This is a genomic window from Ligilactobacillus pabuli (assembly GCF_022836475.1).
Classification (GTDB): domain Bacteria; phylum Bacillota; class Bacilli; order Lactobacillales; family Lactobacillaceae; genus Ligilactobacillus; species Ligilactobacillus pabuli.
Genome location: NZ_BQXH01000009.1, coordinates 50,262 through 64,444 on the forward strand (window position 1 = coordinate 50,262; position 14,183 = coordinate 64,444).

14 protein-coding genes are annotated in these 14,183 nt (G+C 41.0%); 9 read left to right on the plus strand and 5 right to left on the minus strand.

Going from position 1 to position 14,183, the window contains the following annotated elements; translation table 11 throughout:
• Positions 1–24: 24 nt before the first annotated feature.
• Positions 25–1,620: an Nramp family divalent metal transporter gene (locus LPAF129_RS05760; RefSeq protein WP_244055208.1), complete on the minus strand. Its 1,596-nt coding sequence runs from the start codon at positions 1,618–1,620 to the stop codon at positions 25–27.
• A gap of 528 nt (positions 1,621–2,148) precedes the next feature.
• Here LPAF129_RS05760 and LPAF129_RS05765 point away from each other — a divergent pair.
• From LPAF129_RS05765 to LPAF129_RS05775, 3 genes are read left to right on the plus strand one after another with little or no spacing between them, the layout of a single operon-like run.
• The gene (locus tag LPAF129_RS05765; RefSeq protein ID WP_244055209.1) at positions 2,149–3,678 is read left to right on the plus strand and encodes an ABC transporter permease/substrate-binding protein; all 1,530 of its coding nucleotides are present in this window, start codon (positions 2,149–2,151) and stop codon (positions 3,676–3,678) included.
• Positions 3,679–4,647 (plus strand): ABC transporter ATP-binding protein, encoded by a 969-nt coding sequence (locus tag LPAF129_RS05770; protein ID WP_244055210.1) that lies wholly within the window; start codon positions 3,679–3,681, stop codon positions 4,645–4,647. It abuts the gene before it with no gap.
• A 13-nt stretch (positions 4,648–4,660) separates the two neighbouring features.
• Entirely contained in the window at positions 4,661–6,004 is a 1,344-nt protein-coding gene (locus LPAF129_RS05775; protein ID WP_244055211.1) for a dihydrolipoyl dehydrogenase family protein, read from the plus strand.
• Between the two features lie 138 nt (positions 6,005–6,142).
• On the opposite strand, the gene LPAF129_RS05780 is transcribed toward LPAF129_RS05775, so the two are convergent.
• Positions 6,143–6,322, minus strand: coding sequence for a transcription repressor (locus LPAF129_RS05780; RefSeq protein ID WP_244055212.1), 180 nt, complete (start codon positions 6,320–6,322; stop codon positions 6,143–6,145).
• A 502-nt stretch (positions 6,323–6,824) separates the two neighbouring features.
• Here LPAF129_RS05780 and abc-f point away from each other — a divergent pair.
• Together abc-f and LPAF129_RS05790 are read left to right on the plus strand one after the other, a co-directional pair.
• Entirely contained in the window at positions 6,825–8,342 is a 1,518-nt protein-coding gene (gene abc-f, locus LPAF129_RS05785; RefSeq protein WP_244055213.1) for a ribosomal protection-like ABC-F family protein, read from the plus strand.
• Positions 8,343–8,499: 157 nt separating this feature from the next.
• Positions 8,500–8,787: a hypothetical protein gene (locus LPAF129_RS05790; protein ID WP_244055214.1), complete on the plus strand. Its 288-nt coding sequence runs from the start codon at positions 8,500–8,502 to the stop codon at positions 8,785–8,787.
• A gap of 109 nt (positions 8,788–8,896) precedes the next feature.
• Here the strand turns inward: LPAF129_RS05790 and LPAF129_RS05795 are convergent, their stop codons facing one another.
• The gene (locus tag LPAF129_RS05795) at positions 8,897–9,610 is read right to left on the minus strand and encodes a GntR family transcriptional regulator (protein ID WP_244055215.1); all 714 of its coding nucleotides are present in this window, start codon (positions 9,608–9,610) and stop codon (positions 8,897–8,899) included.
• 144 nt (positions 9,611–9,754) lie between these two features.
• Between LPAF129_RS05795 and LPAF129_RS05800 the strand changes: the two genes are divergently transcribed.
• The 4 genes from LPAF129_RS05800 to LPAF129_RS05815 all read left to right on the plus strand — a co-directional run bounded on the left by LPAF129_RS05800 (position 9,755) and on the right by LPAF129_RS05815 (position 13,297).
• On the plus strand, positions 9,755–10,075 hold the full coding sequence (locus LPAF129_RS05800; RefSeq protein ID WP_244055216.1) for a PTS sugar transporter subunit IIB: 321 nt from the start codon (positions 9,755–9,757) through the stop codon (positions 10,073–10,075).
• A gap of 38 nt (positions 10,076–10,113) precedes the next feature.
• A complete protein-coding gene (locus LPAF129_RS05805; protein ID WP_244055217.1) occupies positions 10,114–10,467 on the plus strand; it encodes a PTS lactose/cellobiose transporter subunit IIA in 354 nt (117 codons plus the stop codon).
• An 80-nt stretch (positions 10,468–10,547) separates the two neighbouring features.
• A complete protein-coding gene (locus tag LPAF129_RS05810) occupies positions 10,548–12,029 on the plus strand; it encodes a family 1 glycosylhydrolase (protein WP_244055218.1) in 1,482 nt (493 codons plus the stop codon).
• 293 nt (positions 12,030–12,322) lie between these two features.
• Positions 12,323–13,297, plus strand: a complete 975-nt coding sequence (locus LPAF129_RS05815) for a DUF1307 domain-containing protein (protein WP_244055219.1) — start codon at positions 12,323–12,325, stop codon at positions 13,295–13,297.
• 62 nt (positions 13,298–13,359) lie between these two features.
• On the opposite strand, the gene LPAF129_RS05820 is transcribed toward LPAF129_RS05815, so the two are convergent.
• Both LPAF129_RS05820 and LPAF129_RS05825 read right to left on the minus strand, forming a co-directional pair.
• On the minus strand, positions 13,360–13,713 hold the full coding sequence (locus LPAF129_RS05820; protein WP_244055220.1) for a fluoride efflux transporter FluC: 354 nt from the start codon (positions 13,711–13,713) through the stop codon (positions 13,360–13,362).
• On the minus strand, positions 13,710–14,096 hold the full coding sequence (locus LPAF129_RS05825) for a fluoride efflux transporter FluC (protein ID WP_244055221.1): 387 nt from the start codon (positions 14,094–14,096) through the stop codon (positions 13,710–13,712). Before LPAF129_RS05825 ends, LPAF129_RS05820 begins: the two co-directional genes overlap by 4 nt.
• Positions 14,097–14,183 lie beyond the last annotated feature (87 nt).

A 14,183-nucleotide genomic window follows, 5' to 3' on the forward strand; every position in this document is an offset into this window, starting at 1 on the left:
AGCTAAACGGTTTTTTAATTAGAATTAATCTTCTTCTGAATTCTGTGCGGCTTCAGCAGCTTGTTCTTGTGCCAAGCGTTTGTCACCCTGATAAATATCAGTCACTGTCCAAATTAGTAAAGCAATGATGATTGCAATCAGAATATAGGCAATCATTGTTGCTGTTGAAGTTTGTGCAGCAGTTGGATGACTGCCGTAGAAAGCAGCGATAGAATCTGGCAAACCTTTCATATTCAAGAAGGTTAAACCAAGAACTGCGATCCAGCCGACAATTCGAACCCAAGTGGAGTTCTTAAAGCGATCTCCCATTTCCGTCTTACTGTTAGTTAACATTAAGAGCGGGATCATTGAGAATGGTAGGGCAAAGGCTAAGAACACCTGGGAATTGTTCATTAAATTATTGATCGTTACGTGTTGTTGGACTTCGCTTTGACCACTAGTTGATAGAACAGCTATTAAAACTGGAACAACTGAAATCAAACGAGTAACTAAGCGCCTAGCCCAGAGCGGCATTTTCATGTGGACGAAACCTTCCATAACAACCTGACCAGTTAAGGTCCCAGTGATGGTTGAGTTTTGACCAGAAGCCAGTAAGGCAACGGCAAACAGGGCAGATAAGGCACCTGAACGGGCAACCTTGATCAAAATCCCATTACTTAAAGTTGAAGTATCTGAAAGTGCTTCATAAAGTCCAAAGAACGATGGGTCACTAACGGCACCGGACTTGAAGACGGCAACACCCATGATCAACAGTAAAGCGTTCACGATGAAAGCTAATGATAACTGAATGTTAGAGTCCCAAGTTGTGAACTTAACTGTTCGTGCAACATCTTCTTCATCAGAATGATCAACTTTACGAGTTTGAGAAATAGCTGAATGCAAGTACAAGTTATGTGGCATAACTGTAGCACCGATGATACCTAAGGCACCAGAAATTGGTGACATTCCATTGACTTCTGGGGAACTAGCAAAGGTTTGACCATTTGGCAAGAAGCCTTTGAACATTTCACCCCAGTTAGGGTCTGATAAAGCAACTTGGTAGATGAAGACACCTAAGATCACAAAAATCAAACAAACAACGATTGCTTCGATTTTTCTAAAACCGATCTTAGTTAATAACAGCAAGATCAAAACATCTAGGACAGTTAAGAACACGGCGATTATTAATGGAATTTTGAATAAAAGATATAAAGCGATCGCACCACCGATAACTTCAGCGATATCAGTGGCCATAATAGCTAATTCGGTCATGAGCCATAAAATAATTCCGAGTGCTTTTCCTGTTCGTGCACGAGTTGCTTGCGCCAGATCCATCTGACTTACTATGCCCAGTTTAGCGGCCATGTATTGCAACAGCATGGCAATTAAACTCGACATCAAAATCACAGACATCAGTAGGTAAGAGAAGTTTTGCCCACCGGTAATAGATGTTGACCAGTTACCAGGATCCATATATCCGACCGCAACTAAAGCGCCGGGACCAGAGTACATGAATAGAGTTTTCCAAAAGCCTTTGCCCTTGGGGACTTCGACAGTACCGTTGATTTCTTCAAGAGAGCTTCCGTTGGCATATTGTACCAAACGGTGTTTTTTTTGAGTTGGTTGTTTGTTTTCACTCAACTGTAAAACCACCTTTCTTTGCGAACCATAAACATTGTACACCCTTAATTTGTAGAATAAAACTAAAAGTTTCGGTGCGCTTAAAAATATATTGAACTGGGGGAAAGTTTTCTCAAATAACAGTGAGTATATTTCCACTAAAAAAGCTGTAATGAAAATGGACTGAAATTCTTTGTTTTTCAGTCTTATGATAACATTTAAGTCAGAATAAGCCCAACTAAAGGCACTTTGATTCATACGAAATTGCAGCAGTTAAAGTTGCTTAAATAGATCGGAACATTTTCGTTAAAAGATTTCCCGGGAAATCTTTTGGGGTAGAAATTAGTAGTAGAGTTATTAATGGACTAGGGTCATTGTTTAGTCAGAGGACCGCTGTATTTGAAATAGTCTTTTTGCATGATTGCAGGAAAATTAGAGAAGTAAGTCGAATCATTTTGTGACTAGTCAAATAATTGCTATAGTTAATAGTAAAGATTGGTGGATAATAGTTAACAGAGAAGAAATGATTAAAGTATAGAAGGTAAAAAAATGGGACAAATTATTCAAACTTATAGTGAAAGAAAAGGAGAGCTGGGGCAGGCGCTATTACAACATTTGCAGATTTCAACCTTGTCGTTGTTAATTGCAATGCTGCTTGCGATCCCATTAGCAATCTGGGTCGTTAAACATCACAAGATCGCAGAAGTTTTGTTACAGGTGACTGGTGTTTTACAAACAATTCCATCCTTGGCGTTGCTAGGGTTGCTGATTCCGCTAGTTGGGATCGGAACTGTTCCAGCGGTGATTGCCCTAGTAGTGTATGCTTTATTACCAATTTTTCAGAGCACGTATTTAGGCCTCACAGAAATTGATCCGGCACTGGAAGAAGCAGCGGATGCATTTGGGATGTCACGTATTAAGAAGCTGATGAAAGTTGAGTTGCCGCTAGCGATGCCGACCATTATTTCTGGGATCAGAACGGCGTTAGTGCTGATTATTGGGACTGCCACTTTAGCCGCGTTGATCGGTGCTGGTGGACTTGGGACCTTTATTTTGCTCGGGATCGACCGAAATAATACCTCGCTGATTTTAATTGGGGCAGTTGCTTCGGGGGTTTTGGCTATTATTATGAGTACGCTGATCAAATGGTTGGAACATGCGTCAGTGAAAACAGCTGTTAGTGTTTTGGCAGTGATTATCGTCTTGTTGGGTGGAGGCAGTGCCTACAATGCGTATGTTAATCGGACTGAAACGGTGACGATTGCTGGCAAATTAGGCTCAGAGCCAGAGATTTTAATTAATATGTACAAAGAATTGATTGAAAATGATGATCAGCATGTCAAAGTGACACTGAAACCTAATTTCGGGAAGACAACCTTTTTATTTAATGCGTTAAGAAATAATCAGATCGATATTTACCCTGAGTTTACCGGAACAGTGCTGGAAACTCTGGCTAAAAAGCCGCAAAAGACAACCGGTTTGACGGCCAAGGCTACTTATTCTAAGGCCAAAAAAGTAATGCTGTCACAGGAAGATCTAGCCTTGTTGCGACCAATGAAGTATAACAATTCATATGCATTAGCGGTGAAAACTCAGTTTAAAAAAGAACATCATTTGCAGACCATCAGTGATTTGCAAAACGTGCAGTCCATTTTAAAGGGCGGGATGACCTTAGAGTTTATTGACCGGGGCGATGGACTCAAAGGAATTAAAAAAGTTTATGGACTAGATTTTCCTGTCAAATCGATGGAGCCGGCACTACGTTACCAAGCAATTAGCAAAAATCGGATCAATATTGTTGATGCTTATTCGACCGATAGTGAATTGCGCCAATATCACCTGGGAATTTTAAAAGATGACCAGCATATGTTTCCTACCTATCAGGGAGCACCGTTGATGACGGCCGCCTTCGCTAAGAAACATCCCAAAATTGTGCGCAGTTTAAATCGTTTGGCAGGCAAAGTGACTGAACAAGAGATGCAGGAAATGAATTATGAGGTCAACGTGAAAGACAAGACTCCGGCAGAGGTTGCTCACCAGTATCTTGTTTCACACCATTTGTTAAAGGAGGCCGAATAAATGACAACTGCAATTGAATTTCAGGCTGTGCAAAAAAGCTTTGGCGAGACAGCCGTAATTTCTGGCATGGATATGCAAGTGCAGCAAGGAGAACGTTTTGTACTAGTGGGTTCGTCTGGGAGTGGCAAGACAACTTCTTTAAAAATGATGAATCGGTTGGAACAGCCGACTGCTGGGCAAGTGCTGATCAATGGAAAACCAGCACAAGACTATCCTTTACAGAAGTTGCGATGGATGATGGGCTATGTTTTGCAGCAAATTGCTCTGTTTCCTAACATGACTGTGGCGCAAAATATTACATTGATCCCAGAAATGAAAGGAACACCGAAAGCACAACTGCAGCAGTTAGCGGATTCCTTATTAGATCGAGTTGGTTTGTCACCAGCTAAATATCGCAACCGTTATCCGCGTGAGTTGTCTGGCGGGGAACAGCAACGTGTAGGGATTTTACGAGCAATTTCATCTCAACCGCCAATTGTTTTGATGGATGAACCCTTCAGCGCTCTAGATCCAATTTCAAGAAAAGATCTCCAAGATTTGGTGTTAGATATTCATCAGCAGTTGCATAATACGATCGTGTTTGTGACTCATGATATGGATGAAGCCCTGAAGATTGGGAATCGGATCGGTATTATGAGTGACGGCCAGCTGTTACAGGCCGCAACGCCGCAAGAAATTGCGCAACACCCTGCTAATGACTTCGTTCGCGACTTTTTTAAAACGAGTGTGGCGAAAAATGTTTATGACAGGCCAGTCAGTCAACTGTTATTGGCTGTTACACCGCTGACAGATTTAAGCAGTCAACAACAGAGTGCTGCTGGACGCTTAGCGGAAGACGCAGCTTTACGGGATGTTTTTCAAGCCTTGAGTATCAATGAAAATGTTGAAATTATTGCTCAAACCGGTCAGAGCCGCGGCTATTTGAACCGGCAACTGCTATTAAATTATCTCAGTCAAAATGAAGATTAAGGAGCGTGGGAAAATGAATCAGTTAGCAGAAGAATTTGACGTCGTTGTACTTGGTGCAGGTCCGGCTGGAACGGCGGCAGCAACGGCTTTAAAGCAACAAGGTAAAAGAGTTGCGCTGGTAGAAGAAGATTTGTGGGGAGGAACTTGTCCAAACCGGGGTTGTGATCCGAAAAAAATCTTGTATACAGCTGTTGAAGCCAAAAGAAGAGCTGAACTATTAGCTCAGCGTGGGTTAAAGTCAGATATCTCGGTTGACTGGCCAACACTAATGGCTAACAAACGTGAGTATACTGCGCCAATTAGTTCAGCCACGAAGCAAGGAATGGAAAAGGCAGGTATTACCACTTATGTTGGACACGCTAAATTTTTAACCACTAAAAATTTACAAGTGGGAGATCATCAATTAGCGGCCACAAACTTCGTGATCGCCACGGGGCAACGTCCAGGAACACTAGATATCCCCGGACAAGAATTTTTGCAAACTTCCACTGACTTCTTAGATTTAGACGAGATGCCCGCTAAAATCGTGCTGATTGGCGGAGGTTATGTTGCCTTTGAGTTGGCTGGGATCGCAGTTCAGGCTGGTGCACAAGTCACGATGGTCTTACACAATGCTCATCCGCTACGGGCTTTCCCACAACAGTTAGTGCAAGGTTTGGTAGCTGAATTAAAGGATCAAGGGGTAGAATTTGTTGAAAACCAAGCAGTCACTGAGGTTCAACAGACTGCAGATGGTTTTCAAGTTACCGGCCCCAATGGTTTTAGTCAAGTTACGGATCGAGTTTTTGCGGCAGTGGGACGTCAGCCTAATGTGGACAATCTGGGACTAACTCAAGCAGGTGTTGAGTATTCTAACCAAGGTGTGATTGTCGACAGACACTTACGTTCGACAGCAGCACATATCTATGCGATTGGTGATGCAGCAGCGTCTCCGGTGCCAAAGTTAACACCGGTGGCTGGGTTTGAAGCTCGTTACGTGGCTGCACAATTGGGCGGCAGAGATGATGAGATTCGTTATCCGCTGGTACCGACGATTGTATTTTCCCTACCCAAATTAGCTCAGATCGGAATGACTGAAAACCAAGCACAAAGAAATGTCGCACGCTATCAAGTTAAAGAAGTTGAAATGACTAACTGGATCACTTACAAGCGTCAGGGCGAAAAGCAAGCACAAGTTCAACTGATTCTTGATCAAATGAGTGGATTGGTAGTAGGAGCTGCTTGTTTAAGTTTAGAAGCCGACGAGATGATCAATTACTTGAGTAGTTTAATTGGTGCCGAGTATTCGTCCAAGCAAGTACAACAGCTATTATGGGCCTATCCTACAACAGCGAGTGACTTACAATATCTATATTGATAAACCGGCAGTAAGTTAATTTGCGATTTTACACTACAACTTTTGGTAAACAAAGAAAGTCCTGAACCTATTGATAGATAAAGGTTCAGGACTATTTTTTCATTTTTTATTGCCAAACTTAAACAGCTGTGCTGAGGCTTAGGCTAACAGTCTTTCGACCGGTACTTGGAAGTAGCGTGCGACCTTAACCAGTTTATTGCAAGGTGCTGTCTGATTCCAAGCCTGTAGGGTTCCAAGTGGTAAACCAAGGGCGAGTTCAATTGTATGTAGCGGAATATTTCTAGCAGCTGCTAGAGCTTTAATTGTTTCAAAAATCAAAAAGACATCTCCTTGCAATTTGTAATTAAGTCCATTATGCAACAATTATCAGTCAAATGAAAGAGTTTTCACAAGTTCTTTACCAAAACGATAGAATTTGGTGGGACAAATTATCTGGTAATTTAGCGTTGCAAACAGTTAAATACAAAAAAGAGCACGTTTGAATGGATGTCACCACTCTAACGGAGTCGATTATGATTCACATAGGAGTATGACTTAGTTTCTGAGAAAACAGGCACGAAACGTCAGACTATCTATTCCGAACAAGATTTGTTATACTGACATTAATCTAACAACGAAAGTGAGAGATCCAAGCATTGAAGAATTAATTTAGCTTTTCAAAACTATTGTGAATGGGCAAGGTAGAAGTACACATTTATTTAGTGTGCCCAGATAGTTTGAGAGATAAATTAATTAATGCTTTGGGTCTTTTTGCGTCCCATAAATTAAAGCTGGCTCTTGAATTATCGCCCTTGCGTTTTTTGAAACGAGGGAGATCAGTATGGCTCAAATTAAAATTGAACAATTAACTTTTAGTTATCCAGGACAAGAACAAGAGTTATTTAAAGAAGTGAACTTAAACTTAGATTCGGCATGGAAGTTAGGCTTGTTTGGTAGGAATGGACGTGGAAAAACAACCCTACTCAAGTTATTACAGGGAAAACTAGAATATCGGGGGAAAATCTTTCACCAGCTGAACCTTAGTTATTTCCCTCAAGAGGTTACAGATCCAAGTCAATTAGCGAGCGATGCATTAAATAGCGGGATGGATTTTGAAACGTGGGAGTTGGAACGGGAGCTAACCTTGATGGGAGTTGATCCGGCCATATTATGGCGCCCATTTCAGAGTTTATCAGGTGGAGAGCAAACAAAGCTGCGGTTGGCTGCTTTGTTTGCAGAACAGGCAGGCTTTTTACTACTAGATGAACCAACCAATCATTTAGATTTAACTGGACGTCAACAAGTTGCGACTTATTTACGGCAAAAAAAGCAAGGCTTTATTGTTGTTAGTCATGACCGAACCTTTGTTGATCAAGTGGTCGATCATATTTTAGTTATCGACAAGGCGAAAGTCTCCTTATATGCTGGAAACTACACCACTTATGCCCAGGAAAAACAATTATCAGACGATTTTGAACGCCAACAAAATGTGAAACTAACCAAGGAAATTCGGCGATTGAAAGAAACGGCGCGAGAAAAAGAACGGTGGTCGGGTAGTCGCGAAAAAGATAAGCGGGGTGATCCGCACATTAAAGGCAGCGGCAGTATTTATGATACCGGACATATTGGTGCGCGAGCAGCGAGAGTGATGAAAAAATCGAAATCGTTAGAACACAGAATGTCAGCTGAATTACAGACCAAACAAAAACTGCTTAAAAACATTGAACAAGTGGATCAACTTGACCTGAATTTTCAACCAGGACATCATCGTCGGTTATTAACTGCGCAACAACTAGAATTATTTTATGACGATGCTGCATTATTTGCGCCAGTGAATTTAACTGTTGAAAAAGGTCAGTGTGTCGGTTTAACCGGACCCAATGGTAGTGGGAAAACAAGCTTGATCAAAGCACTGCAACAGAAGTTTACTGGTGAAATTAAGGGCGAATTACAGTGGCCAGAAAAAGTGAAAGTTAGTTATATTCGCCAAGATTTTGAAAATAATAACCCGGGTTATCTTGCAGATTTTGCAGAAGAACATCACTTGGATTACGAGATGTTTTTGAATAACTTGCATAAGTTAGGCTTGGAACGGTCGGCCTTTACGCAGGAAATCCAGAAGATGAGCTTGGGACAACAAAAAAGAGTTGAAGTGGCAAAATCTCTTTCACAACCAGCAGAATTGTATATTTGGGATGAACCATTAAACTACTTGGATATTTATAATCAAGAACAGCTGATTGAATTACTGACACGTATTAAACCGACAATTTTATTGGTTGAACATGATCAACATTTTTTAGAAAGAGTTGCAACTAGCATTGTGTCATTAGAAGCAAGGTCTGCAGAAAAAAACTAACATTGTTTTTCTTGCCAGAGCCAGATAAAGCCTTGATTTAAATGGAAAATAGATAAAAAATGGCAGGGGGCAATTATTAGTTGCCCCCTAATTGCCCCCCTGACATTATGGCAAAATGGATAGAAAATCGCGGATGGCTTAGGGAGTGTGTTTAATATTGAAGAACGGAGAAGCAGGCGAGCGAGATAAAGTTAGAGCATTAAAGAAGCTCCTTAGTCTACCGCCAACAAACAAACATTTTTGGGATATAGTTGACTCTGAAGCACAAGTTTCACTATTTGTGTATGATTTGGACTTTGTTTTTACATGTGTGAACGATTTAGCTGGCTTAGGGAGTACATTCAATGTAACTTATCCAGCAGATCTAGCCCAAGTTTCTAAGGAAAATTTCGTTGAAATCGCAATTACGAAACTCCCCGATGAAATTTTAGCTTGGTTATTATAGATGCCACTTAATTATTATGAAAACTAGCTTACCTAGCCAAAATTAGCATAGCAATCAAAAAGTCCTCCTTGATGACGTAGTTCAAGTTAATTCATCAAGCAGGGCTTTTTTAATGTAGATAGTTACTAATGTGATAATACAAGGTTAAATCGTCTTGGAAATAGCAAGTTCGAGAATAGTTAAAGGGGCGTTCATTTTTAAGGTAATTGATTTCCTCGATCCGTAAAACTGATTCGTTGACTGAATGCTCGGTTGCTGCAGCCTCTGCTTCAGAAAGATGGTGGAGCCTAACATATTCATCAGCGTTCACGATTTCAACGTTGTAATTATCAATGATAAATTTAAAAATCGACTTAGTGCAGATTTTTTCATCAAGATATGGAACGGCACTGCGTAAATAATATGCTTCTTCTAAACTTAAGAGTTCTTTTTTAGAATAACGTAACCGTTTAATGTAGTAGACCGGTTCATCTGGTTGGCACCTTAGCAATTTAGCGACTTCACGTCCAGCAGTCTGACTGGCAAATGATAGGACCTTGGATGTGACTGGGGTCTCGTTGGCAAGGGCATTCATGCCAACTTTATTTGCTAAGTTCATTAGATGATCCTCATTATGTAGCGGCTGATTGACAAAATAACCACTACCCTGAATTCTTTTGATCAGGCCTTGGTTATATAAAACGTCAATTGCATTCCGGACAGTATTTCGACTCACTAAATACATGTCCATTAATTCAGATTCACTGGGAAGTTTAGTTTGGAAGACATTTCCAGCGATTTTAGCGGCAATATCTTGAGAAATTTCTTTGTATTTTAAGCTCATCAACCTGTCCCCCATAATTTATTTAAAGGTACTTGTAAAATTCGTACCAATATGATATAAATATATTGTAATAGAAAGCGCTTTATTAAGCAAGCTTAAAAAAACTACGCTAGGTAAAGAGCTAAAAAATGGAGGTCTTTATTTATGGCTAAAAAAACGATCATGTTATGTTGTGCAGCAGGTATGAGTACTAGTTTGTTGGTAACAAAGATGCAGAAAGCTGCTGAAGCAGAAGGCAAAGACGCAGAAATCTTCGCTGTTCCAGCCGCAGAAGCTGATTCAAAATTGGAACAACAAGAAATCAACGTTGTCTTGCTTGGACCTCAAGTTCGTTATATGGAAGCAGATTTCAAGAAAAAATTAGCTGATAAGAATATTCCAGTAGCTGTCATTGATATGCAAGCTTACGGAATGATGCAAGGTGATAAAGTTATCAAACAAGCCTACGATTTGATGGGTGAATAATAATCGCTAAGTTAGTGGTTTAAAACTGGAGGATTAAAATGGCTGCAGAAGAAGAAAAGTCACAACAGTCTGAAGAAGAACAACTACAGACGACAATGGGTTTGATCATTAACGCTGGTAACGCTAAGTCATTTGCGGTTGAAGCAATCAAGGCTGCCAAAGAAGGTAATTTTGATGATGCTCATCAAAAATTAGACGAAGCACAACAAGCTTTAGTTGATGCTCATAACACACAAACAGGGATGTTGACTAAAGAAGCACAGGGTGAACATGCTCAGGTGACATTACTGATGGTCCATTCGCAAGATCATCTGATGACTGCGATTACGTTTGTAGATTTGGCAACGAACTTTGTTGATGTTTATGAACAACTCGATGAATTAAAAAAATAACAATTAACTAGAAAGGACAAGAGTGGACAAAGCAATTTGCAGCTCCTGTTCTTTTTTTAACTCAAGGAGGATGAAAATACATGGCTTTTAAGAAGGGTTTTCTCTGGGGCGGAGCAACGGCAGCTAACCAGTATGAAGGCGGCTACGACCAAGGTGGCAAGGGATTAAACGCGATCGACGTGTTAACTAATGGTGCGGTAGACCAACCACGATTAGTTACTTGGAAAAAAGCAGATGGAACCACTGGAACGTCGCCATTAGTGTGGGGCAAAGAATTTTCCGTGCCAGCGGATGCGAGTCCAGCAATTTTACCTGAGTATCACTATCCTAGTCACCATGGCACGGATTTTTATCATCATTATCAAGAGGATATTCAGTTGATGGCTGAAATGGGCTTCAAAACGTTCCGGCTTTCGTTAAGCTGGTCCCGAATCTTTCCCAACGGAGACGACGAGCAGCCAAATGAGGCTGGGTTAGCCTTTTACGACCAAATTTTTGCAGAATGTCAAAAATATCAGATCGAACCGATGGTCACTTTATCTCATTATGATGCTCCATTGTCTTTAGTTGAACGCTATGGCGGCTGGGCAGACCGGAAGTTGATCGATTTATTTGAAAAATATGCAGTGACAGTTTTCAAACATTACAAGGGCCAAGTTAAGTATTGGACAACTTTTAATGAAATTAACGCGATGGACCTTGCACCATATATGGGTGGCGGTTTGACTGATCCAACACCGCAGAATCGAGCTCAAGGAGCACATAACCAATTTGTCGCCAGTGCTAAAGCCGTGCGAGCTGCACATCAGATCGACCCCGAAATGCAAGTTGGACAAATGTTGGCTTATGCACCAATCTATGCCTATACGTGTGATCCTGCCGACCAAGTTGAAATTATGAAGGCTCAGCAAGAGACTCTCTTTTATTCCGATGTTCAAGTTGGCGGACGCTACCCAGAATACCGGTTGAAGAGCTATGAACGACAAGGGATTCAACTAGATGATACACCGCAAGATTATGAATTACTGGCTGAATATCCCGCTGACTTTTTGAGCTTTTCTTGTTATAGTTCCTCTGTTTTGACTACTCATCCGACCGACGGCGATGCCTCCGGAAACTTAGGTGTGGCAGGAGTCAGCAATCCATACCTAGAAACTAATGCTTGGGGTTGGGCAACCGATCCAGACTGCTTACGGTTAGCCTTAAATACCTTGTGGGATCGTTATCACCGGCCACTTTGGGTCGTGGAAAATGGCCTGGGCTGGGCTGATCAGTTAGAAAGCGATCACACTATTCATGATGATTATCGGATCAAATATTTGCGGGCAGCTATTAGTTCTATGGCTGATGCAGTCAATGAAGATGGTGTTGATTTAATGGGCTACACAATGTGGAGTGCAATCGATTTAGTTTCTAATGGGACTGGTGAAATGAAGAAACGCTACGGTTTAGTGTACGTTGATTGTGATGACTTAGGCAACGGGACGATGAAACGCTACAAGAAGGATTCTTTTGCTTGGTTCCAAAAAGTGATTGCTTCAAACGGGACGGACCTGAAATAGTAATCAAGCTCGACAAAGTAATTCCTTCCGCTTATCACAACCCAACCTTCAATGCCAAAAATTCATTAAAGTTCAGGCTCAGAGAGTGCTGGGCAGCTAATCACTTTGTATTCTAATGGTGCATATCATTTGCTTTATCGAAACGCTTTCAGTATACTTTTCTTTGTTAAATAAATTTGACACGATCATGTGAGAAAATCGTTCATTCTCACTGACCGGCCAATTATTCTCAGAATGCTTATGAATATGGCAGGTAATAAAGCAATTTATTAATAACCATAGGAGGAGTTATTATGAAAGTAAAAAAGATGTCCATTAGATTGGTCCAGGTATTATTCGCATTAGGAGCAATGTTGTTAATTGTCGCAGGGTGTACTCCAAAGACTGAGCATACATCCTTCCAGAAAATCGGCAATGGATCTGACTCACGGGTCACCTACTATTATCAAAAAGATAAGGTGGTCAAACAGACCACGGCCAACAAGATCACATATGCAACATTGCGGGTCAACAATAATGCTGAAGCTAAAAAAGCCGTTAAATCAACGCTTAAAAAGTATAACGATACTAAAGGTGTAACAGATAAGATCACTTATCATGACAGCTACTTGGACGAAAAGGTCACAGTTGACTTATCTAAGGCTTCAGTCAAGGATTTCTTGAAGTTAGCTGGAACAAATTCCTCAACCGACTCTGATAAGAAAGCCAAGTTTATCAGTTTTGAAAAGAGTGAGAAACTGATAAAGAAACAGGGTTTTACCAAAATTGAAGATGGTAAATTCAAGAGTTTGCCTAAGGCAGATTTGAAAGTTAAAAAGGCCATTTCAATGGACCAATTTAATTCCATCAAATTAGCCAAAGATAAGCAAGCTGGGACAACTGTTGATGAATTAACGAAAGAGTTTGGCAAACCAGATAATACTAGTGAAGGTTCAGCTTCTGGCAGTTATACTTGGTACACTAACTACACCAAGACTGGTTATGTTAGAGTTTCAACGAATGACAAGAAAGAAGCAACTTCGAAGTTCTTGTTACAACCTTCAGTTGAAAATAAGAAATTCACTCCAGAAAAATATGATGCAGTGAACAAGGAAATCAGTCAAGATGAATTATTAGACCAAATGGGAGCACCATACCAAGTTCAAATGACACCAACCATCGGATTGATTTACTACATTACTAAGGATGAAAGCGGCCAGAACATTAAAGGCCAATATTTGTTTGAAGTTCGCGATGGCAAAGTAGTCGGGAAACAGGCTAAGGAATAAATAGTGACCTACTTTAAATTATGACAAAAAACGTTATCTGCTGCTGGGCAGGTAACGTTTTTTTAGCAGATTTTGCCACATAAAAGCCCCAGCATTAAAATGGCTGGGCCACCAAGGTATGAGGCTAAGGCGTAAGGGGCGAGTTGTCGGGGCTGATTACGTGTTAATGTAAGTAATTCAACGTTAAAAGTTGAAAAAGTAGTGAAACCGCCCATGAGACCAATGCCAAGAATTTGGTAGAGACTCGTTGGTAGTTTTAATCCGACCAACATTCCCAGCAAAAATGAGCCAAGCAGATTGATGATGAGTGTTGCCCACGGAAAGGCTCGCTGAACATGCTGTTTGAACCAAGTTGTCAAGATAAACCGCAGGCTGGCACCTAAACCAGCCCCTAGAGCGACTAGCAAGGGAGTCATTTGGTCACACCCTTTCTAGCGGTTAACTGGCCGGCGAGAAGATAACCCAACCAAGCAGCGAGGTAGCCTCCGAGAATCGAAAGTAACAGATATAGGCTGCCGCTCAGGTAAGAGTGGTTAATAAAAGCCTGGTCTAGGTCGTTACAAAACGAAGAAAAGGTCGTAAAAGCACCAACAAAGCCAGTACCGAGGCCGGTGCTCAGCCAACCGGCAGAAACTTGGCGTTCAATAATGTAATAAGTGATCAATGCCAGCAAGAAACAGCCGACTAGATTGATCAATAGTGTTGTGGTTTGGCCAGGAAATAAGCTGACTAGTTCATAGCGACTTAAACCGCCCAGACAGCCAAAGAAAAAGACACTGAATAAACTCTTACGGTCCATGTGATGGCCTCCTCGGATAATTTGTGAAACATGAATGCTAGTATAGCGAAATTAGTGAGCTTTTTCAATGGTGACAGAGAAGACAGA